Annotated in this window: 17 protein-coding genes and 3 pseudogenes; 11 read left to right on the top strand and 9 right to left on the bottom strand. The window is 69.6% G+C overall.

Annotation, left to right across the window (positions count from 1 at the left end; genetic code table 11):
- Nucleotides 1-82 precede the first annotated feature (82 nt).
- Entirely contained in the window at nucleotides 83-2683 is a 2601-nt protein-coding gene (locus NV348_RS08895; RefSeq protein WP_447146600.1) for a bifunctional FO biosynthesis protein CofGH, read from the top strand.
- Nucleotides 2684-2687: 4 nt separating this feature from the next.
- On the opposite strand, the pseudogene NV348_RS08890 reads toward NV348_RS08895, so the two are convergent.
- From NV348_RS08890 to NV348_RS08880, 3 pseudogenes are all read right to left on the bottom strand, one after another.
- Nucleotides 2688-2927: pseudogene (locus tag NV348_RS08890) on the bottom strand (thiocyanate hydrolase); the annotation flags it as partial.
- 38 nt (nucleotides 2928-2965) lie between these two features.
- Nucleotides 2966-3049: pseudogene (locus tag NV348_RS08885) on the bottom strand (hypothetical protein); the annotation flags it as partial.
- Nucleotides 3012-3325 (bottom strand): annotated as a pseudogene (locus NV348_RS08880) (nitrile hydratase subunit beta); the annotation flags it as partial. The pseudogenes NV348_RS08880 and NV348_RS08885, both read right to left, overlap by 38 nt.
- A 195-nt stretch (nucleotides 3326-3520) precedes the next feature.
- On the opposite strand from NV348_RS08880, the gene fdxA reads away from it, so the two are divergent.
- The 5 genes from fdxA (at nucleotide 3521) to pruA (ending at nucleotide 10099) form a co-directional block, all read left to right on the top strand.
- Nucleotides 3521-3844 (top strand): ferredoxin, encoded by a 324-nt coding sequence (fdxA, locus tag NV348_RS08875; RefSeq protein WP_379028119.1) that lies wholly within the window; start codon nucleotides 3521-3523, stop codon nucleotides 3842-3844.
- Entirely contained in the window at nucleotides 3841-4932 is a 1092-nt protein-coding gene (gene dapC / locus NV348_RS08870) for a succinyldiaminopimelate transaminase (RefSeq protein ID WP_447146599.1), read from the top strand. The genes fdxA and dapC overlap by 4 nt, the downstream gene beginning before the upstream one ends.
- A 175-nt stretch (nucleotides 4933-5107) precedes the next feature.
- Entirely contained in the window at nucleotides 5108-6697 is a 1590-nt protein-coding gene (locus NV348_RS08865; RefSeq protein WP_447146598.1) for a GMC oxidoreductase, read from the top strand.
- A 73-nt stretch (nucleotides 6698-6770) separates the two neighbouring features.
- A complete protein-coding gene (locus NV348_RS08860) occupies nucleotides 6771-8393 on the top strand; it encodes a serine/threonine-protein kinase (RefSeq protein ID WP_447146597.1) in 1623 nt (540 codons plus the stop codon).
- A 74-nt stretch (nucleotides 8394-8467) separates the two neighbouring features.
- Nucleotides 8468-10099: an L-glutamate gamma-semialdehyde dehydrogenase gene (gene pruA, locus NV348_RS08855; RefSeq protein WP_447146596.1), complete on the top strand. Its 1632-nt coding sequence runs from the start codon at nucleotides 8468-8470 to the stop codon at nucleotides 10097-10099.
- Between the two features lie 183 nt (nucleotides 10100-10282).
- On the opposite strand, the gene NV348_RS08850 is transcribed toward pruA, so the two are convergent.
- Complete coding sequence (locus tag NV348_RS08850) at nucleotides 10283-11134, bottom strand: oxygenase MpaB family protein (protein ID WP_447146595.1); 852 nt, start codon at nucleotides 11132-11134, stop codon at nucleotides 10283-10285.
- Between the two features lie 114 nt (nucleotides 11135-11248).
- Here NV348_RS08850 and NV348_RS08845 point away from each other — a divergent pair, with 114 nt between their 5' ends.
- Nucleotides 11249-12676, top strand: a complete 1428-nt coding sequence (locus NV348_RS08845; RefSeq protein ID WP_447146594.1) for an acyl-CoA synthetase — start codon at nucleotides 11249-11251, stop codon at nucleotides 12674-12676.
- 1 nt (nucleotide 12677) lies between these two features.
- Here the strand turns inward: NV348_RS08845 and NV348_RS08840 are convergent, their stop codons facing one another.
- The 5 genes from NV348_RS08840 to NV348_RS08820 form a co-directional block, all read right to left on the bottom strand.
- The gene (locus NV348_RS08840) at nucleotides 12678-13349 is read right to left on the bottom strand and encodes a molybdopterin-dependent oxidoreductase (protein WP_447146593.1); all 672 of its coding nucleotides are present in this window, start codon (nucleotides 13347-13349) and stop codon (nucleotides 12678-12680) included.
- A 144-nt stretch (nucleotides 13350-13493) separates the two neighbouring features.
- Nucleotides 13494-14372, bottom strand: coding sequence for an RNA polymerase sigma-70 factor (locus tag NV348_RS08835; RefSeq protein WP_447146592.1), 879 nt, complete (start codon nucleotides 14370-14372; stop codon nucleotides 13494-13496).
- Nucleotides 14369-15448, bottom strand: a complete 1080-nt coding sequence (locus tag NV348_RS08830; RefSeq protein ID WP_447146591.1) for an NAD(P)/FAD-dependent oxidoreductase — start codon at nucleotides 15446-15448, stop codon at nucleotides 14369-14371. The genes NV348_RS08835 and NV348_RS08830 overlap by 4 nt, the downstream gene beginning before the upstream one ends.
- Nucleotides 15449-15612: 164 nt before the next feature.
- Entirely contained in the window at nucleotides 15613-16563 is a 951-nt protein-coding gene (dapD, locus tag NV348_RS08825) for a 2,3,4,5-tetrahydropyridine-2,6-dicarboxylate N-succinyltransferase (protein ID WP_447146590.1), read from the bottom strand.
- Between the two features lie 116 nt (nucleotides 16564-16679).
- Complete coding sequence (locus NV348_RS08820; protein ID WP_447146589.1) at nucleotides 16680-17297, bottom strand: DUF8020 domain-containing protein; 618 nt, start codon at nucleotides 17295-17297, stop codon at nucleotides 16680-16682.
- A gap of 225 nt (nucleotides 17298-17522) precedes the next feature.
- On the opposite strand from NV348_RS08820, the gene dapE reads away from it, so the two are divergent.
- Genes dapE through NV348_RS08800 form a run of 4 tightly spaced genes read left to right on the top strand, consistent with a single transcriptional unit; the run spans nucleotide 17523 to nucleotide 21783 of the window.
- Nucleotides 17523-18617, top strand: coding sequence for a succinyl-diaminopimelate desuccinylase (dapE, locus tag NV348_RS08815; RefSeq protein ID WP_447146588.1), 1095 nt, complete (start codon nucleotides 17523-17525; stop codon nucleotides 18615-18617).
- Nucleotides 18618-18653: 36 nt separating this feature from the next.
- On the top strand, nucleotides 18654-19457 hold the full coding sequence (locus tag NV348_RS08810) for an LOG family protein (protein ID WP_447146587.1): 804 nt from the start codon (nucleotides 18654-18656) through the stop codon (nucleotides 19455-19457).
- Nucleotides 19454-20005: an LOG family protein gene (locus tag NV348_RS08805; RefSeq protein ID WP_447146586.1), complete on the top strand. Its 552-nt coding sequence runs from the start codon at nucleotides 19454-19456 to the stop codon at nucleotides 20003-20005. Before NV348_RS08810 ends, NV348_RS08805 begins: the two co-directional genes overlap by 4 nt.
- 11 nt (nucleotides 20006-20016) lie before the next feature.
- Nucleotides 20017-21783: a long-chain-acyl-CoA synthetase gene (locus NV348_RS08800; protein WP_447146585.1), complete on the top strand. Its 1767-nt coding sequence runs from the start codon at nucleotides 20017-20019 to the stop codon at nucleotides 21781-21783.
- The last annotated feature ends 42 nt before the right edge of the window (nucleotides 21784-21825 follow it).

Raw genomic sequence — 21825 nt, 5'->3', positions numbered from 1 at the left:
GTTGTCGTGCGACGAGGACGACAAACCCGTGCCCATCCGGGCCCGTGACCAGCCGACCGCACGTTCTGGAAAGAAGTAGCGCATGATCGACGGGGTGACCGAGCTTCCGAACCCGAGCGTTCCCCTGCCGCCGCCGAGTCCCGCCGCCATGCGCCGGGCGCTGCGCCGGGCACGCGACGGTGTCACCCTCAATGTCGACGAGGCCACCGTCCTGCTGCACGCGACCGGCGACGATCTCGCCGATCTGTGCGCCAGCGCGGTCCGGGTCCGCGACGCCGGCCTGGAGTCGGCGGGCAGGCCCCGCACGATCAGCTACTCGCGCAATGTCTTCATCCCGCTCACCAAGCTGTGCCGGGACAAGTGCCACTACTGCACGTTCGTGACCGTGCCGGGCAAGCTGCGCGCCGAGGGCCACGGCATGTTCCTGGAACCGGACGAGGTGCTCGCGATCGCCCGCGAAGGTGCCGCGCTGGGTTGCAAGGAAGCCCTGTTCACCCTGGGCGACCGGCCCGAGGACCGCTGGCCCGAGGCCGCGCAGTGGCTTGACGAGCGCGGCTACGACTCCACCCTGGACTACCTGCGCGCCGTCTCCATCCTGGTGCTCGAGGAGACCGGCCTGCTGCCGCATCTGAACCCCGGCGTGCTGAGCTGGGCCGAGATCGCCCGGCTCAAGCCGGTCGCGCAGTCGATGGGCATGATGCTCGAGACCACCTCGACCCGGCTGTTCACCGAGAAGGGGCAGTGCCACTACGGCAGTCCCGACAAGGATCCCGCCGTGCGGCTGCGCTCGATCACCGACGCGGGCAGGCTCTCGGTGCCCTACACCACCGGCATCCTGGTCGGCATCGGCGAGACGCTCACCGAGCGCGCCGAGTCGATCATGGCGATTCGCAAGCAGCACCGCGAGTTCGGGCACATCCAGGAAGTGATCGTGCAGAACTTCCGGGCCAAGGACGACACCGCCATGCGCGATGTCCCCGACGCCGATGTCGCCGAGTTCCTGGCCACCGTCGCGGTCACGAGACTGCTGCTCGGACCGGACGTTCCGGTGCAGGCGCCGCCGAACCTGGTCTCGCACAGCGATTGCCGCGCCCTGATCGCCGCCGGCATCGACGACTGGGGCGGGGTGTCGCCGGTGACGGTCGACCACGTGAATCCCGAACGCCCGTGGCCGAATCTGGACACCCTGCGCGAGATCACCGAGGCGGCTGGCTTCACCCTGGTGGAGCGCACCTCCGCGCACCCGAAGTATGTGCGCGCCGGGCACCCGTGGATCGATCCGCGCATCGGCGCGCACGTCGCCGCGCTCACCGATCCGGCGACCGGGCTGGCCAGGCCCGACGCGCTGCCGGTCGGCCTGCCGTGGCAGGAGCCCGACGAATCGTGGGACTCGGTCGGCCGCGTCGACCTGAACACCGCCATCGATACCGAAGGCCGGAACACCGAGAGCCGCAGCGATTCCGGGCTCGGTCAGGAAGTCGTCGGCGCCTTCGGCGACTGGGAGACCATCCGCGAACACGCGCGCGACCTGGCCGTCACGGCGCCGGAACGGCTCGATTCGGATGTGCTCGACGCCCTGCGCGCCGCCGAGCAGGACCCGGCCGGACTGACCGACGACCAGTATCTCGCGCTGGCCACCGCCGACGGCGTGAACATGGACGCCATCGCGGCACTGGCGGATTCGCTGCGCCGCACGGTCAACGGTGACGACGTCACCTACGTGGTGAACCGGAACATCAACTTCACCAACATCTGCTACACCGGCTGCCGGTTCTGCGCGTTCGCCCAGCGCAAGGGCGACGCCGACGCGTTCACGCTGAGCACCGACGAGGTCGCCGACCGTGCCTGGGAGGCGCACGTCGACGGCGCGACCGAGATCTGCATGCAGGGCGGCATCGACCCCGAACTGCCGGTCTCCGGCTACGCCGATCTGGTCCGCGCGATCAAGGCCCGCGTTCCGTCGATGCACGTGCACGCGTTCAGCCCGATGGAGATCGTCAACGGCGCCTCCCGTGGCGGCCAGAGCATCCACGACTGGCTCTCCGCGCTGAAGGAGGCCGGGCTGGACTCCATCCCCGGCACCGCGGCCGAGATCCTCGACGACGAGGTGCGCTGGGTCCTCACCAAGGGCAAGCTGCCCACCTCGGCCTGGATCGAGGTGATCACCACCGCGCATCGGCTGGGCATCCGGTCCAGCTCGACGATGATGTACGGCCACGTCGACAACCCGAAGCACTGGGTGGGTCACCTGCGGGTGCTGCGCGGCATCCAGGACGAGACCGGCGGCTTCACCGAATTCGTCCCGCTGCCGTTCGTCCACCAGAGCGCCCCGCTCTACCTGGCGGGCGCGGCCAGGCCGGGCCCGACCAACCGCGACAATCGCGCGGTGCACGCCCTGGCCCGGATCATGCTGCACGGCAGCATCGACAACATCCAGACCAGCTGGGTCAAGCTCGGCACCGTCGGCACCCAGGTGATGCTCACCGGCGGCGCCAACGACCTCGGCGGCACCCTGATGGAGGAGACCATCTCCCGGATGGCGGGCTCCCAGCACGGCTCGGCCAAGACCGTCGCCGAACTCACCGAGATCGCCGCGGGGATCGACCGGCCGGTGCGCGAGCGCACCACCGTCTACGGGCAGGTGCCGCCCAAGCCGGTGGCGTTGCCGCTGTCGATCGGCTGAGCTCGTCGAGTTCGCGTTCGTCGACGATGCCGCGTGCCACGACGGAGTGCGCCAGGGCGACGAGCTGGTTCTCGGGGTAGGGCAGGGTGGGGTAGATGGTCGCCGAGAGCGCGTCCTCGTCGTAGCGCCTGGTCTGGACATCCAAGCCGCCCGGTGCGCACCGGGCGTGATCGAGCGCGTCGCAGAGCCCGTCCAGGCTGGTCTTCCACGGCGGCAGGGGATTGCTGACGCCGTATTCGGCAGCACCATGAACCGGTGCTCCTGATTGGAATCGTGCACCCGCACCGCGACGTCGGCGGGCAGGGCGAGCCCGAACTCCGAGAGCACCTGGCGGGGCCAGATACCTGGTGCGCCCGAGATCGACATTGCCGATCCGGCGCCGCTCCTCGGACAGCCAGATCCCCCGCCAGGCGAGTACCTCACAGATCACATAGGTGTTGTGCTCCCAGACCTCGTACTGTTTGTTCTCGGAGGTGATCGCAGCGTCGGGTTCACCGCCGACATCGTGGTCGGTTTCAGGTAGGCCCACAGCCGTGCGTGGTCGAGGAGGTCCGGCGGCGGCGCGTCGGGAAATTCGGGATACGAGGATGTGAGCCGGGCTACCAGATCAAGCGCGGCCGCACGATCTTCCGCCGTACTCAGGGCGGCTCCCTTCATTGCGCTGACGACAACGAGATCCTGTACCGAATCCAGGGCCCGATACGCCGGAGGTAAAGAGTGATCGGCTGATCGAGAGTGCGAGTTAGGGCAGGCTGACCTGGGACTGAGGTGCAGTCTCGGGATAGGGTTTCGGTGGCGGAGTACCACCGCAGGTGAGGACAGACTAGGAGAACGGCAGTGCCGTACATCATCGCTGAACCGTGCGTTGACGTGAAGGACAAGGCGTGCATCGAGGAATGCCCCGTGGATTGCATCTACGAGGGTGGCCGCATGCTCTACATCCAACCCGACGAGTGCGTTGACTGTGGTGCGTGTGAGCCGGTCTGCCCGGTGGAGGCGATCTTCTACGAGGACGACACCCCGGACCAGTGGAGCGGTTACATCAACGCCAACGTCGACTTCTTCGACGAGCTCGGCTCGCCCGGTGGCGCCACCAAGGTGGGGGTCGTGGACTTCGATCCGCCCTTCATCAAGGCGCTGCCCCCCATGGCAGAAGAATGAGGGTCAGCAGCCTGCTGCCCGATTTTCCCTGGGACACGATCGCCGCGGTCAAGCAGAAGGCGGCCGCGCATCCCGGTGGGCTCGTCGACCTCTCGGTCGGCACGCCGGTCGACCCGGTCGATCCGCTGATCCAGGCGGCGCTGCGGTCGGTGGCCGAGGTACCCGGATACCCGACCACGCACGGCACCCCTGAGCTGCGCGCCGCCGCCGTCGCGGCACTGGCGCGCAGGTTCGGGATCACCGGCGTCGACCCGGCCGCGGTGCTGCCGGTGATCGGCACCAAGGAGCTCATCGCCGGTCTGCCGCGCCTGCTCGGGCTGGGCCCCGAGGATCTCGTCGTGATCCCCGAGATCGCCTACCCGACCTACGAGGTCGGCGTGCTGCTGGCGGGCGCGAAGCCGTGGCGCGCGGACGGTCTCACCCAGATCGGCCCGCAGAAGCCGGCGCTGATCTTCGTGAACTCGCCGTCGAACCCGACCGGCAAGGTGCTCGGGATCGAGCATCTGCGCAAGGTGGTCGCGTTCGCTCGCGAGCGCGGGGCGATCGTCGCCTCCGACGAGTGCTACCTGGGCCTGACCTGGGAGGGCGAGGCCATCTCGATCCTCGACCCGCGCGTGTGCGACGGCGACCACACCGGTCTGCTGGCGATCCACTCGCTGTCGAAGACCTCGAATCTCGCCAGCTACCGCGCCGGCTTCGTCGCGGGCGATCCGGAACTGGTCGCCGAACTGCTCGAAGTGCGCAAGCACTCCGGCATGATGCTGCCGTTCCCGATCCAGGCCGCGATGACCGCCGCGCTGAGCGACGACGAGCACGAGGCGCGCCAGCGCGAGCGTTACCGCGCTCGTCGCGAGATCCTGCGAAAGGCGTTGCAGGAGGCGGGTTTCCGGATCGATTTCTCCGACGCCGGGCTGTACCTGTGGGTCACCCGCGGCGAGTCGTGCCGGCGCACCCTGGACTGGCTCGCCGAGCGCGGAATCCTCGCCGCCCCCGGCGATTTCTACGGTCCGCGCTCCCCGGAACATGTCCGGATCGCACTCACCGCGACCGATGAACGGGTGGCCGCCGCGGCCGAACGTCTGGCCTGAACCACCGCTTCCGCAAACCCCGGGCATCTTCGTGCCCGGGGTTTCGTTTGTCCGAAACACGTTCGTTTCAGTGCAAGTCTCGGTATAACAGGTTCTCATTGCAGTCTCGATGAGGAGCCGCTCGGTGCGTGAATTCTTGTATGAAAAGCCAGGTCAGAACCGATACACCGGAGGTGTGTCGCGACGCGGGTTCCTAGCTGCAACAGGTTTCACGCTAGGAGCGGTCGCGCTGGCGAGTCGCGCGGTCGCCGCGGCGGCGCCCGCGGCCGACGGCGACAAGGTGCCCGCCCTGGTGATCGGCAGCGGCTACGGCGGCTCGGTCGCCGCGCTGCGCCTGGCCCAGGCCGGCGTGGACGTCCTCGTCGCCGAGATGGGCATGTCCTGGACGAAACCCGGACCCGACGGTGACGTCTTCTGCCCGGTCCTGAAGCCCGACGGCCGATCCTACTGGCTGCGTGACACCACCGATCAGCCGGTGGGCTACTTCATGGGCGGGTCCTACAACAAGGACATCGACCGCTACACCGGCGTGCTCGATTCCGAGGGCTTCGGCGGCATCCGGGTCTACCAGGGTCGCGGTGTCGGCGGTGGGTCGCTGGTCAACGGCGGCATGGCGGTGACGCCGAAGCGGGAGAACTTCGGCGCCATCCTGCCCTCGGTGAACGCCGACGAGATGTACGCCACCTACTACCCGCGGGCCAACAGCGCGCTCGGGGTGAACACCATCGACCAGAACTGGTTCGAGTCGGCCGAGTGCTACCAGTTCGCGCGGGTGGGCCGCAAACATGCCGAAAGATCCGGTTTCGGCTGGACTTTCGTGCCCAACGTCTACGACTTCGAGTACATGAAGAAGGAGCAGGCGAACACGGTGCGCCGGTCCGCGCTCGCGGGCGAGGTGATCTACGGCAACAACGCGGGCAAGCGCTCGCTGGACAAGACCTACCTGGCGGCGGCCACCGGCACCGGCAAGGTGACCATCGCCGCGCAGCACATGGTCACCTCGGTCACGCCCAGCGGCAGCGGCTACGAGGTGGAGATGGCCGTGATCGATACGCAGGGCCAGACCACAGCCACCAAGAAGGTCGTCGCGGACCGGGTCTTCTTCGCGGCGGGCAGCGTCGGCACCAGCAAGCTGCTGGTCGCCATGAAAGCCAAAGGGCAGCTGCGCAATCTGTCCGACGCGGTCGGGCAGAAGTGGGGCAACAACGGCAATGTCATGGTCGGCCGGGCCAATCACATGTGGGACGCCACCGGCAGTCTGCAGTCGGCCATGCCGTGCCTTGGCATCGACAACTGGGCCGACGCGGGCGGTCCGGCCTTCGCCGAGGTCGCGCCGTTCCCGTCCGGCATCGAGACGTATGTGAGCCTGTACCTGGCGATCACGAAGAACCCGAACCGGGGCAAGTTCACCTTCAACTCCGGTACCGGCAAGGTGGATCTGAACTGGCAGACCGCCTGGAACCAGTCCTCGATCGACGCGGCCAAGCGGATCTTCGACAAGATCAACAAGAAGGAAGGCACGATCTACCGGACCGATCTGTTCGGTGTCTACAAGACCTGGGGTGACGACTTCACCTACCACCCGCTGGGTGGTTGCGTGCTCAACGAGGCCACCGACAACTACGGTCGCCTGCACGGCTATCCGGGCCTCTACGTCATCGACGGCGCGTTGATCCCGGGCAACACCAGCGTGAATCCGTTCGTCACCATCACCGCGCTGGCCGAGCGCAATATCGAGCGGATCATCGCCGACGATCTGCGCTGATCTCGCGTTCCGGCTGCCGGATCGGCTAGGGTCCGGCAGTCGGCGCAGTTTGGGATCGAAAGGCTCGTCACGGATGCACGGGGTGGAATTCGGCGCGGGCACGGTGTTCGCCGGATATCGGATCGAACGGTTGCTCGGGCGGGGCGGGATGGGGACCGTCTATCTGGCGGCGCATCCGCGGTTGCCGCGCCAGGTGGCGCTGAAACTGCTGAATCGCGAACTGTCTTCGGACCCGGAGGTGCGCGGCCGGTTCGAACGCGAGGCCGATGTGTCGGCGCACCTGGACCATCCCGGCATCGTCTCGGTGCTCGACCGTGGCGTCGAGGACGGGCTGATGTGGATCTCCATGCAGTACGTCGACGGCACCGACGCGTCGGTGTTCCGCGGCGCGCCGGTGGATCCCGCTCGCGCGATCGACATCGTCGCCCAGACCGCCGAGGCGCTGGACTACGCCCACGAGCGCGGCGTCCTGCACCGGGATGTGAAGCCCGCCAACATCTTGCTGGCCGCGGCACGCACCGGCGACCGCGTCCTGCTCACCGACTTCGGCATCGCCCGCCTACGTGGCGACGCCCGCCAGCTCACCCGCACCGGAGCCTTCCTGGCGACCCTCGCCTACGCCTCCCCGGAGCAGCTCTCCGGCGCGTCCGTCGACCACCGTTCCGACCAGTACTCCCTGGGCTGCACCCTGTTCACCCTGCTGACCGGCGAAAGCCCGTTCCCCGCCGACAATCCCGGCGCGGTGGTCGCCGCCCACCTGAGCAAGCCGGTGCCGCGCGCGTCCGCGACCGTCTCCACACTGCCCCCGGGGATCGACGCGGTGATCGCCCGCGCCCTGGCGAAGGACCCGGCGGAAAGATTCGGTAGCTGTGCGGAATTCGCGCAGGCCGCGGTGGCCGCGCTGGGTGGCGCAACACGCGCGCCGGCGCAGGCGAGCACGCCCGGTCCCGGCCACTCCGCGCCGCAGCGGCCGGGCACACGGCCGGAGCCGAGCTCGATGGCGACGCTCGTGGCGCCATCGGCGCCCCAGCCGCCGATCGCCGCAGGACCCGGCTGGAACGCGGCACCGCGCGGCTACGGCCCGCATCCGGGTGCGCGGACCGCCCCACCACGCACAGCGGTGTCCTCGCGCTGGCGCGCGCTCGCGGTCACCCTGCTGGTTCTCGGCATGGTCGCGGGTGTCGGCGTGGTCGGGGTCGGCGCGATCTACTGGAAGTTCGTGCGGCCCAGCCGGATCGCGCCACCGCCCGTGGCCTCGTGGGGTGAGCACCGCTATCTGTACAACGACTTCTCCCAGATGCTGCCCAAGGACCCGACCGCCACCGGCTGGTCCGACTCCCAGTGTTTCGCCACCGGCGCGCTGGTCGTGCAGCCCGGTGATCCGGTGCCGGTCCGGCAGATCACCTGCACGGACTCCCAGGGCGTCACCTCCTGGTACACCGAGTACGCGACCGCCGCCGACGCGGACGCCTATCTCGACCGGCACGCCACGGCGGACCCCAGCACCACCCGTGGGGCCGCCGTCGGCGCCAACGCCACCGTCACGGCCTGGCGTCCGCGCGCCGGGGAGCCCTTCACCCTCGCGGTGCGCCGCGCGATCGACGGAGTCGGCCAGCCCGCCGTCGTCGAGGTGTCCGCGCCCGGCGGCTCGTTCGAATCGACCCAGCTCAACTGGTACCTGTGGGCGCCGCTGTAGGCGTGCGCGCCCGCTACGCGCCGCGCGACAGTCTGATCCGGGCGATCTTGGAGGCGCGGCGATAGCCTCGGAGTATGGACGCTGTCACGGTGGTTCCGGTGCCCGCGAACGAGCCCGCGCAGTCGTATGCGCCGGGGACGGCGGGGCGGGGGCGGCTGCGGGCGCGGCTGGCCGAGATCGCGGGGGAGTGCGTCGATGTGCCGCTGGTGATCGGTGGGCAGACGCGGGGCGGCGACGGTGAGCGGCACGGCATCGTGGCGCCGCATCGGCGGTCGCTGGTGCTGGGGACCTATACCGACACCACGCACGAGGAGGCCGACGACGCGATCGCGGCGGCGGTGCTGGCGGCGCCGCAGTGGCGGGACATGTCCTTCGACGAGCGGGCCGCGGTCTTCCTGCGGGCCGCCGATCTGATGTCGGGACCGTGGCGCGAGACCGTGGCGGCGGCGACCATGCTCGGGCAGTCCAAGTCGGCGGTGCAGGCCGAGATCGACGCGCCGTGCGAGCTGGTCGACTTCTGGCGGTTCAATGTCGCCTACGCGCGCCAGATCCTCGAGGGGCAGCCGCAGTCGGGCCCCGGCGTGTGGAACCGGATGGACTACCGGCCGCTGGAGGGCTTCGTCTACGCGATCACCCCGTTCAATTTCAGTGCCATCGCGGGCAATCTGCCCACCGCGCCCGCGCTGATGGGCAATACGGTGATCTGGAAGCCGGCGCCCACCCAGACCTTGGCGGCCTGGGTCACGATGCGGATCCTGGTGGCGGCCGGTCTACCGCCCGGGGTGATCAACCTGGTCACCGGCGACGGCAAGAGCCTCTCCGAGATCGCGCTGTCGGATCCGCGCCTGGCCGGTATCCACTTCACCGGCTCGACCCGGACCTTCCAGTACCTGTGGCAGCGGGTCGGCGCGAATATCGGTGGCTACCACACCTATCCACGTCTGGTCGGGGAGACCGGCGGCAAGGACTTCATCCTGGCCCATCCCTCCGCCGACCCGGAGGCGTTGTCCACGGCCATGATTCGCGGCGCCTTCGAATATCAGGGCCAGAAGTGCTCGGCCGCCTCCCGCGCCTACGTGCCGCGCTCGCTGTGGCGGGTGATGGGGGAGAAGTTCCTGGCCACCGTCGAGGAGCTGAGCTACGGCGACGTCGCCGATCTCGCGAATTTCGGTGGGGCGCTGATCGATCAACGCGCCTACGACAAGGTGGTGGCCGCCATCGAACGCGCCAGGGACGCGGGCGTCACCATCGCCGCGGGCGGCACCTACGACGACAGCGTGGGCTGGTTCGTCCGCCCGACGGTGCTGATCGCCGACGATCCACACGACGAAGCCTTCCGCACCGAATACTTCGCGCCGATCCTCTCGGTGTACGTCTACGACGACGACGCGCCCGACGCCTTCGGCGTCCTGCTGGCCGAGGTGGATTCGACCTCGCCGTACGCGCTCACCGGCGCGGTCTTCGCCCGCGACCGCGCGGTGATCGAGAAGGCCGCCGCCGCCCTGCGTTACGCGGCGGGCAACTTCTACATCAACGACAAGCCCACCGGCGCGGTGGTCGGTCAGCAGCCCTTCGGCGGCGCCAGGGCCTCCGGCACCGACGACAAGGCGGGTTCCCCGCTGAACCTGCTGCGCTGGGTCGCCCCGCGCGTACTCAAGGAGACCTTCGTCCCGCCGACCGACTTCCGCTACCCGCACATGGACTGAGTAGGCGCGCTCATCGACGCGCTTCGCGCAACCCTGGCGCCGCGATCGGCCGCCGAAGTTCACCTGCGTTCCAGGTCGTTGGGCATGCCGATGGTCGACCTGACGTGCGGCGTGGTCGAGCCGCGTGGTGACAGTGCTGGTCGGGCCGGGCCATCGGCACCTCGACCTGCTCGAAAGGCAGCCTCAGATCAGTGGCTTGCCCCGCCGCTGCCTGCGCCGCATGTCGGCCAGGGTGAGGTTGAACGGGAAGTTGCGGATCACGCGCGGCATCCGGCCCGTCACCTTGCCGCCGGCGCGCATCAGCCGGTTGAGCGTGCGTTCGTCGCGCTCGGTCCAGGTCATGCCCATCTCGTCGCGCAGGTGGCCGGGGAGCAGGCCGGTGGTGTACCAGCGGTGGAACCGGGCGAACGGCAGCCGCAGGGCCGGGCTGATCATCTTCAGGTCGAGCAGGTCGTCGAAGTAGGCCTTGATCGTGGCGTCGATGTGGGTCTGGGGCAGATGCTCTGCCCAGTAGGCGTCGAAGGCGGCGCGATCGGCGGGCCACAGCTGCCTCGGCACCTGCAAGGTGGCGCCGAGGTGGTGGGCGTATTCGTAGAAGGTGTCGGCGATCTCGTCGTCGGTGGGGCCGTAGATGCGGGCCATCACGTCGACCGCGCCCCAGTACAGACAGGCGGCCACCCACAGCTGCAGGTTCTTGTCGAAGGCGTTGTACTGCACCGGGCTGTCCGCGGTGGAGCGGACGTACTTGTGCGCGCCGTTGATCGCGGTCCGGTAGGCGGCGCGATCGGCGTCGTTACCCATCAGCGCCACCGACAGGTAGGTCAGGGTGGTCCGTGTTCGTTTCACCGGATGCCGCATGATGCTGCCGCTGTGGACGGTGGATTCCGTGACGCCGTAGCCGACGGGTGCCAGGCTGAGTTGCATGATCACATTGGCGGTCGCGCCCCAGAATGCGGTCGATCCGTCGACGTAGTCCCGGATGTCGAATTCCGCCGGTTCGGTCCGACCCGAACGTGCGCGAGCAAGGATGGTCATCGTTGACCCCTTCATCGGTGAGAGAACTATATGGAGAATGTCTCATCATGTCGCCGGGGAGTCAACGGACCGGCGGCGCGCGAGCGCCGAACCTCGCCGCGTTAGCGTGGACGGATGCCTTACGGTCCGCCGCTGCTGCTCGCCTCGCTCGATCCGATCGCCGTCGCCGCCGGTGCCGACATCCCCGACGCCGTCACCATCGATGATGCCACTCTGTCGCGCTCCGATCTGCTGGGTGCGGCGACCTCGGTGGCCGAGCGGATCGCCCGCGCCGACCGGGTCGCGGTGCTGGCCGAACCGACCGTGCGCACCGTGCTCGCCGTGGTCGGCTGCCTGATCGCCGGGGTGACCGTGGTGCCGGTGCCGCCCGATTCCGGCGCGGCCGAACTCGAGCACATCCTGCGGGATTCCGGTGCGCAGGCCTGGCTCGGCGCGGCGCCCGAAGGCACCGGGCTGCCGGTGGTGCCGGTGCGGCTGCACGCGCGGTCCTGGCACACCTATCCCGAACCCGATCCCGCGTCGACGGCCTTCATCCTCTACACCTCCGGGACCACCGGCGCGCCCAAGGGCGTGATGCTCAGCCGCGGCGCCATCGCCGCCGGTCTCGACGCGCTCGCCGAGGCGTGGGGCTGGACCTGGAAAGACACCCTGGTGCACGGGCTTCCGCTGTTCCACGTGCACGGGCTGATCCTGGGCCTGCTCGGGCCGCTGCGGGTCGGCAGTCCGGTGATCCATACCGGCAAGCCGACGCCGGAGGCCTACGCGGCGGCGGGTGGCAGCCTGTACTTCGGGGTGCCGACGGTGTGGTCGCGGATCGTCGAACAGCCCGACCTGGCACGGCAATTGGGCAAGGCGCGCCTGCTGGTGTCGGGCAGCGCGCCGCTGCCGGTGCCGGTGTTCGAGAAGCTGGCCGAGCTCACCGGGCAGCCGCCGGTGGAGCGCTACGGCATGAGCGAAACCATGATCACGCTGTCCACCCGCGCCGATGGCGAGCGCAGGCCGGGCTGGGTCGGCACGCCCGTGCGCGGGGTGGAAACCCGGTTGCGCGACGAAGCCGACGCCGCGGTCCCGCACGACGGCGAGAGCATCGGCGCGCTCCAGGTGCGCGGGCCGATGCTGTTCGACGGCTACCTCAACCGCCCCGACGCCACCGCGGCGGACTGGACCGAGGACGGCTGGTTCCGCACCGGCGACGTGGCCGTCATCGACGCAGGCGGATTCCATCGCATCGTCGGACGCGAGTCGATCGACCTCATCAAGTCCGGTGGTTACCGGATCGGCGCCGGCGAGATCGAGACCGCGCTGCTCGGCCATCCGGCGGTCGCGGAGGTCGCCGTGGTCGGCCTGCCCGACGACGATCTGGGGCAGCGCATCGTCGCCTTCGTGGTGCCGCGCGACGGTGGTTCCGCCGAGCTCGGCACCGAGCTGATCGCCCACGTGGGCGCCCAGGTCTCGGCGCACAAGCGACCCCGCGAGGTCCGGTTCGTCGACGCGCTGCCGCGCAACGCCATGGGCAAGGTGCAGAAGAAGCTGCTCGGCTGACTCAGCGCCGCCGCGTCGTGCTCCCGCGCGCGCTCAGCTTCCGGATCGGCCCTATCAGCGCGTGGTAGATGGGCCGCACCGCGCGACCGGGCAGATAGCGGTGCCGTTCCTCCGCCCACACCCGCGCCCTGCGGTGGGCCGCGAGCGGGGAGAACCGTTCGGGGTCGGGCGGCTCGCTGACGTGGAACTCGATGCGGCACAGGTGTTTCGTATTGACGAAGCCGTACTGGCTCGGGCTCACCAGCCGGATCGGCGCGCCGTGGTCGCTGTCGAGCGGCTGCCCGTCGAGGCGGTCGGCGATGAGTACGTCGCCGGCCAGCACGTCGTCGAGCAGCACGATCGACTGGTATCCATCGAGCCCCGCGAACACGACGTGGCTGATCGGTGTGCCCGGGCGCAGTAGTGGTTCGACCCGCTGCCGGTAGAAGGTCTCGAACCCGATGCCCGCCCAGCGCAGGCCGGTCGCCGACCAGCCTGCGACGCAGTGGAAGTCGGCCAGCATCTCCGTTCGGGGAAGCTCGGCGAGCTCGGTCAACGAGAGCGTGACGGTCTCGGTGAGCGCTCCGCCGAGCTCGATTCCCGGGTCGGCGGGGATCGGTGGCGGCGGGTGGTGCAGGTGGGTGCCGAAGCGCGGGAAGCCCTCGACCGCGCGTTGACCAGGGGGAAGTGCCATGACGATCCTCCAGTTATACGGTTCCGTATATCTGGAGAGCGTAGCGGGCGAGGGCGCCCGCGTCGAGGGCGGTCGAGTCCTACATCACCGAGCGCCCCGACGCGCTCATCCGTATCCACGCGAACCGGGTCATCGACTTCGGTTTCACCCCGGAATTCTTACCGCGCTGAGCTTTTCGGGATTGCGCACACAGTAGACCGCAGTGATCACACCGTCGGTGACCTCGATGGAGGTCACCTGGTCGAGCACGCCATCGATCGTCACGGCCACGCCGGGCATGGCGTTGAAGACGCCGACCCGCACGCCGATCTCGCCCATCCGGCCGCCCTTCGCGAGCAGGCCGATGACGAGCCGGGCCACCTTGTCCGGGCCGAGGACCGGCCTGCGCACCGCGTTGACCACGCCGCCGCCGTCGCCGATGTAGACCACATCGGGCGCGAGCACGTCCATCAGTGCCTGCACATCGCCGGTGGCCGCCGCGATCGAGAACCGCTCGACCACCGACTGCGCCTCGGCCGGTGTCGCGATCGCGGTGTGCCGCTTCTCGTGCACGCGATCCCTGGCGCGCTGATTGAGTTGCCGCACCGCGGTTTCGGACTTTCCGACGGCCGTGGCGATCTCGGCGTAGCTGAACGCGAAGACCTCGCGCAGCACGAAGACCGCGCGCTGCACCGGTGTCAACGTCTCCAGCACGAGCAGCATCGCGGTGGTCACCGCCTCGCCGGTCAGCACGTGCTCGACCCCGCCCTCGGACTCCGCGGCCAGCGGCTCGGGCAGCCACGGCCCGATGTACTCCTCGCGCCTGCGCGCGGCCGAGCGCAGCACGCCGATCGCCTGTCTGGTGACGATCTGGGCCAGGTAAGCGCGCGGATTGTCGACGCTCGCGTGGTCGACCTCGCGCCAGCGCAGGTAGCTGTCGTGCAGCACGTCCTCGGCGTCGACGACCGAGCCGAGGATCTCGTAGGCGATGGAGAACAGCAGCCTGCGGTTCGCGGCGAAAACCTGCTCGGGCTCGGTGTTCACGGCTTCGGGCCGCTCAACCACACACTGTTGCCGGTGCGCGCGCCCCACGCGGCGTACCGGACGATGCGCTCCTTGACGAACGCCGCGCCGCGGCCCGCGAACGACATCGGCAGCGGGCTGTCGTCGCGGCGCGAGGACTGGACCACGGCGTCGCGCCTGCCGATGCTCAGCGCTTGGCCGCCGTATCCCATCGAATAGGGCTGCGGCTCGCGTTCCTCGATCATCCGCACGAGCGTATCCACCGCGTGCGCCCCCTGCGGAGCGGCGGTCGCGCAGGCCATCCGCGCGCCGGGTACGGCGGCGCAGTCACCGACGACGAACACCCGCGGATCGGTCACGCTGCGCAGGTACGGGTCGACCAGCGCCCGGCCGCCGGCGTCCACCGCGAGCCCGCTGCGGGCGGCCAGGTCGGGCACGGCCGACACCACCGCCCACAGCGTCAGGTCCGACTCGATGGCCTCGCCCGAGCGCAGCAGTACGGTCCCGTTCTCGACCGCCTCGACCGCGTCGGTGACGATCTCCACGCCCAGCCTGTCCAGCCCGCGTCGTACCCGCCGCTGCCCGCCCGCCGACAGGCTCGCGCCGATCTCGGCCCCCACCAACCGGATTCGCAGATCCGGCCGGGCCTCGCCGATCTCCGCCGCGGTCTCGATGCCGGTGAGCCCACCCCCGATGACGGTGACGGTCCCGTCCGCGGGCAGCGCGGCCAGGGCCGTGCGTGCCTGTTCGGCGCCCTCCCAGGTGCCGACCGGAATCGTGCCGGGTAGCGGCGCGGCCGTGCTGCCGACCGCGACGAACAGGTGGTCGAAGTCGAGTTCGGTCCCGTCGTCGAGGGTCACGGTGCCGTCGCCGATCTTGTCCGCGCCCGCCACCCGGGTCGCGATGGTGGGGGCGAGCATGTCGGCGAGTGGGGTCGCGGCCGTGCCCGTGCCGGCCAGCTGCTCGTGCAGCCGCACCCGTTCGACGAAATCGGGCCGTGGGTTGACCACGGTGATCCGGGCCGCCGGCACCTTCTTCGCCAACCGATTCGCCGCCACCGTTCCCGCGTACCCCGCGCCGATCACCACGATGTCCATCGTCTGCCTCCTGCCGGAAAGATCTGGGTCGACCATGAGATGCCGGCGGGCTTGTGCTTGTGATGGTGACGCTCGTCACTCTCGATCGGGCGCTTCGCGATCTGGTGTCCGAAACGACAGCGGCCCCGCACTCTCGCGAGTACGGGGCCGCCGGGGAGCTTCGCTCAGTCGTTGGCGTGCAGCGCGGCGTTGAGCTCGATGCCGGTGCCCTTGCGCGGGACGACCTCGACCGCGCCGGTGGTGGAGTTGCGGCGGAACAGCAGGTTGTGCCGGCCGGACAGGGTCGCGGCCTTGACCACGGTGCCGTCGGGGCCGGTGACCTTGGTGCCCGCGGTGACGTAGAGACCCGCCTCGATCACGCAGTCGTCGCCCAGCGAGATGCCCAGACCGGAGTTCGCGCCGAGCAGCGAGCGCTCGCCGACCGAGATCACCTGGGTGCCGCCGCCGGACAGGGTGCCCATGATCGACGCGCCGCCGCCCACGTCGGTGCCGTTGCCGACGACGACGCCGGCCGAGATGCGGCCCTCGACCATCGAGTTACCCAGGGTGCCCGCGTTGAAGTTGACGAAGCCCTCGTGCATGACGGTCGTCCCCGAGGCCAGGTGCGCGCCGAGGCGGACCCGGTCGGCGTCGCCGATCCGGACGCCCGAGGGCACCACGTAGTCGACCAGGCGGGGGAACTTGTCGACGCTGAGCACGGTGACCGGGCCGCGGGCACGCAGCTTCAGCCGGGTCTGCTCGAAGCCGTCCACCGCGCACGGACCGTGGTTGGTCCACACCACATTGCTGAGCAGGCCGAACTGGCCGTCGAGGCTCAGGCCGTGCGGCTGCACGAGGCGGTGCGAGAGCAGGTGCAGGCGCAGGTAGACATCGTGCGCGTCGACCGGGGCGGCCGACAGGTCCGCGATCGTGGTGCGCACCGCGATCACCTCGACGCCGCGCGCCGCGTCGACACCGAGCAGTTCGGCGAACTCGCCCGCCTCGGCGGCGTCGATGCGCTTGGAGCCGGTCTCGGTGAATTCGCCCAGCTCGGGGCTGGGGTACCAGGTGTCGAGGACGGTCCCGTCCGCGGTCACGTTCGCGATGCCGACTGCAGTTGCTCCCTGAATGCTCACGGAGTTCATTTTGCCGGGTCCGCGACGCTTTGTGTCGGCCACCCCCGGGGCCGGACACCGAACACGGGTGCGCGGACGACGATCGTCCGCGCACCCGTGCGTTCTACCGCGTCGGATCAGGGCTGGCCGGTGGCGAACGCGATCACGGCGTCCAGGAACTCCTGGCCACCCATCACGTAGCCGCCGATCAGCGCGCCGGCCGGGATGGTGATCAGCCACAGGAACGGGATGAACGCGCCGATGAGCGCGCCGATGACGATGCCGGGCAGGTTCTTGTTGACCTGCTCCATCAGCCGGTCGTAGGAGCTGATGTCCTTCGCGCCCGCGACGCTCTGCAGCTGGGCGGTGTCCTCCGGCGTCATCGTCGCCGCCAGCTTCACGGTGCGGCCGTCCTCGCTGATCTGCGGGGTGACCGCGATCGGCAGCCCGGCGACCTCGGAGCGCAGCGGCGCCTGGTCGACGGTCACGCCGTCCTGGGTCCGCAGCTGCACGGCGGAGCCGTCGGCGGCGAGCTCGAACCGGCCGCTGTCGACCGCCCAGGTGATGGTCTTGTCCGCGGGCGACACCGAGGTCGTGTAGTTGATCCCGTGGGTAGTACCGGAAGTCGCGCCCCCCGAAGCCACTACGGCAGGCTGCTCGGTCGCCACGGCGGGCTGACCGTTGGCGGTGGCCGCGGTAATCCCCATCGCGGTGATCGCCAGGAATGCAGCGGTAGTGATCTTTCCGAACTTCATTTCGTGTGAATCCCTCCGTAATTCGGCTGCCCGGAAAAGGCAGCGAACGAACGCTAGCGCGATGGAATTTCACTGCCGCGCAAGGGGCTTCATCGTCAAACAATCGTAATATTTGCCATTGATTCGCCCGGATAATGATTGTGGGGGCGCGGCGATCGGCCGTCCGGGGAACGCGCGAGCCGGCGAACCCGGGAGCCGAGTCGGCGTCCGTACTACTGTCGAGATGTGACTCTCGATTTGCATGCCGACCCCGTTCAGCTGACCGCCGCCCTGGTCGACATTCCCAGCGTGTCGCGCGACGAGGCCAAGATCGCGGATCTGGTGGAGCAGGCATTACGGGAGCAGACCACCGGGTTCGAGGTGCTGCGGCACGGGAACGTGGTGCTGGCGCGCACCCATCGCGGGCTGCCGACCCGGGTGATCCTGGCCGGTCACCTCGACACCGTGCCGATCGCCGACAATGTGCCCAGCCGCCCCGACGAGGTCGGCGGCGAGCCGGTGCTGTTCGGGTGCGGCACCGTGGACATGAAGTCCGGCGACGCGGTGTTCCTGCACCTGGCGGCCACCATCGCCGACCCGGCCCACGATCTGACGCTGATCTTCTACGACGGCGAGGAGATCGCCGCGGAATTCAACGGCCTCGGCCACATCGAGCGCGAGCTACCCGAGTGGCTCGACGGCGATCTGGCCGTGCTGGGCGAGCCCTCCGGCGGCTGGATCGAGGCGGGCTGCCAGGGCACGCTGCGGGTCCGGCTGACCACGTCCGGCGTGCGCGCGCACTCGGCCAGGGCCTGGCTGGGCGAGAACGCCATCCACGGGCTGGCGCCGGTGCTGGCGCGGCTGTCGGCCTACGCGGCGCGCGAGGTCGACATCGACGGCTGCGTGTACCGCGAGGGCCTGTCGGCCGTGCGGGTCTCCGGCGGGGTCGCGGGCAATGTGGTGCCCGATGTCGCGGAGGTGGATGTGAACTTCCGTTTCGCCCCCGACCGGACCGTCGAACAGGCCGTCGCGCACGTGCGCGAGGTCTTCGCCGGACTCGACGTGGAGTTCGTGGTGACCGACTCCTCGCCCGGCGCGCTGCCCGGCCTCACCGCGCCCGCCGCGCGCACCCTGATCGACTCGGTCAACGCCCACGGTGGCGGCGGCGTCCGCGCCAAGTACGGCTGGACCGACGTCTCCCGCTTCGCGGCGCGCGGCATCCCCGCGGTCAACTTCGGCCCCGGCGACCCCAACCTCGCGCACAAGCGTGACGAGCATGTGCCGCTGAGCCAGATCACCGCCGTCACCGCGATGCTGCGCACCTACCTGTCAGCCCGCTGACGACTGGTGTTCGACCCGACCCAGTAGCGTGGGGGTATGTCTACCGATTCCGCTGATCAGGCTGGGAAGGTCAAATCGACGGCGAAGTTCCGTGGGCCGGTGATGTTCCGACGCGATCGCAAGCTGGGGGTGCGGACCGCCGACCGGAATCTGCTCGACACCCGCCAGGACAGTGACTGGGTGCACACCGATCCGTGGCGGGTGCTGCGGATCCAGGCCGAGTTCGTCGAGGGCTTCGGCGCACTCGCCGAGGTGCCGCCCGCGGTGACCGTGTTCGGTTCGGCGCGCACGCCCAAGGATCACCCCGAGTACGCGGCGGGCACGGCGATCGGCGCCGCGCTCACCGAGGCCGGTTTCGCGGTGATCACCGGCGGTGGGCCCGGCGCGATGGAGGCTGCCAACCGCGGATCCTCGGAGGCGGGCGGTTACTCGATCGGGCTGGGCATCGAGCTGCCGTTCGAGCAGGGCCTCAACGAGTGGGTCGATCTCGGCATCAACTTCCGGTACTTCTTCGTCCGCAAGACCATGTTCGTGAAGTACTCGCAGGCCTTCGTCTGCCTGCCCGGCGGTTTCGGCACGCTCGACGAGCTGTTCGAGGCGATGACGCTGGTGCAGACCCGCAAGATCACCCGTTTCCCGATCATCCTGTTCGGCACCGCCTACTGGTCCGGCCTGGTCGACTGGCTGCGCGACTCGCTGGCCGGCTCGGGGAAGATCTCGCCGGAGGACCTCGACCTGCTCCAGCTCACCGACAGTGTCGAGGAGGTCGTGCGAATCATCCAGGGCGCGACCGGCGATCACGCGAACATCGAGCGCCTCGGCACCGAGGACCAGTGGTGAGCGCGCCGTATTCCGTCTGCGTCTACTGCTCGGCCAGCACCACCGATCCCGACCTGATCAGCCTGGCCGCCCGCGTCGGCACCGAGATCGCCCGGCGCGGTTGGCAACTGGTCTCCGGCGGCGGTCACGTGTCGATGATGGGCGCGGTCGCCACCGCCGCCCGCGCGGGCGGGGCGCACACCATCGGGGTGATCCCGAAACACCTGGTGCACAAGGAAGTCGCCGATGTCGACGCCGACGAACTGCTCGTCACCGACACCATGCGCCAGCGCAAGCAGCTGATGGAGGCGCGCGCCGACGCGTTCCTCGCGCTGCCAGGCGGCGTCGGCACGCTCGAGGAACTGTTCGAGACCTGGACCGGCGGCTACCTCGGCGAACACGCCAAACCCGTGGTGGTGCTGGACGCCGACGGCTTCTACAGCGGGCTCTTCCGCTGGATCGATGAACTGTACGAACGCAGAATCGTGACGCAGCAGGCGCGCGACCGCATCATCGTGGCCGCCGACCTGCCCGCCGCCTTCGCTGCGCTGGAACCGGCTCAGGGCTAGGAGAATTCGACGTGAGCAACGACGCCCGCTCGACTGTCAGCGTGTTCGATCTCGCCAAGGCGCTGCCCGCCATGGCGCTCGACGCGCCGGGGATGCTGCGCAACGCGCGCGGAATGCTGGTGGGGCCCAAGGACAAAGCGTCCATCGGTCTGTACTTCCAGCGCGTCGCGCATCGCAGGCCCGATCGGGTGTTCCTGCGGTTCGAGGGCCGCTCCTACACCTATCGCGCCGCCAACAGCGAGGTCAACCGGTACGCGTCGGTGCTGTCCGCGCGCGGGGTGCGCCGCGGCGAGGTGGTCGGGGTGCTGATGACCAACCGGCCCGAGACCCTGTTCACCGTGCTCGCGGTGCTCAAGCTCGGCGGCACCGTCGGCCTGCTCAACTACAACCAGCGCGATCAGGTGCTCGCGCACAGCATCGGCCTGCTCGACAGCGTGCTCACCGTGGTCGGCGCCGAGTGCGATGCGGCGCTGGACTCGCTGCCCGCACCCGCCGAGCACGTCCTCGCCGCCGAGGAACTGGCCGAATCCGCCCGCACCGCACCGGATGCCGACCCCGCGGTGTGCGCGCAGGTGACCGCGGGCGAGCGGGCGTTCCTGATCTTCACCTCCGGTACCACCGGCCTGCCCAAGGCCAGCGTGATGACCCATCATCGCTGGACCAAGAGCATGGCCGGGCTCGGTGGTCTCGGCGTGCGGCTGCGCGCCGACGACGGTCTGTACTGCTGCCTGCCGCTGTACCACAACAACGCGCTGACGGTCGCGCTGTCGGCGGTGCTGGCGGGCGAGTCGACGTATGTGCTCAGCCGCAAGTTCTCGGCCTCGGGCTTCTGGGACGAGATCGCCCGCGAGCGCGCGACCGCGTTCATCTACATCGGCGAACTGTGCCGCTACCTGATCAACCAGCCGGTGCGACAGGCCGAGCGGAACAACCGGGTGCGCCTGGCCGTCGGCAACGGCCTGCGGCCGGAGCTGTGGGACGAGTTCCGCAGCCGGTTCGGGATCGGCCGGGTGGTCGAGTTCTACGGGTCCAGCGAGGCCCCGCTGGCCTTCGTCAACGCGTTCGGCCTCGACCGCACCGCCGGTCTGTGCCCGCTGCCCTACGCCGTCGTCGAATACGACGACGAGACCGGCAAGGCCAAGCGCGGGCGCGACGGGAAGCTGCGCCGGGTGCGGTCGGGCGGCGTCGGCCTGCTGCTGGCGAAGGTGAACGACCGCCAGCCCTTCGACGGCTACACCGACAAGCGGGCCTCGGAGTCCAAGCTGGTCCGCGACGGCTTCAAGAAGGGCGACTGCTGGTTCGACACCGGCGACCTGGTCCGCGACCAGCACTTCTGGCACATCGCCTTCGTCGACCGGCTCGGCGACACCTTCCGCTGGAAGGGCGAGAACGTGGCGACCACGGAGGTCGAGGGCGCGCTCGATCACGACGACAACATCGAACAGGCCGTCGTCTACGGCGTCGACATCCCCGGCACCGACGGCAAGGCGGGCATGGCCGCGGTCACCCTGCGCCCCGGCGCGGAATTCGACGGCAAGTCCCTGGCGGCGACCGTCTACCAGCGCCTGCCGATGTACGCGATCCCGCTGTTCGTGCGGGTGGTGGCCGAACTGGAACAGACCTCGACGTTCAAGAGCCGCAAGGTGGAACTGCGCAAACAGGGCTACGCACCGGACGGTGACAGCCAGCTCTACGTCCTGTCCGGCCCGGCCACCGGCTACGTACCCGCCTACGACGGCTACGCCGCCGACGTCGCCGCCGGTCAGGCCCCGCGATAGCAAGGTAACGTCTGATCTCGCATGAACATGGGTAACTCGTCG

The organism is Nocardia fodinahabitans (assembly GCF_052983615.1).
This window is presented reverse-complemented; position numbering and strand designations above follow the sequence as displayed.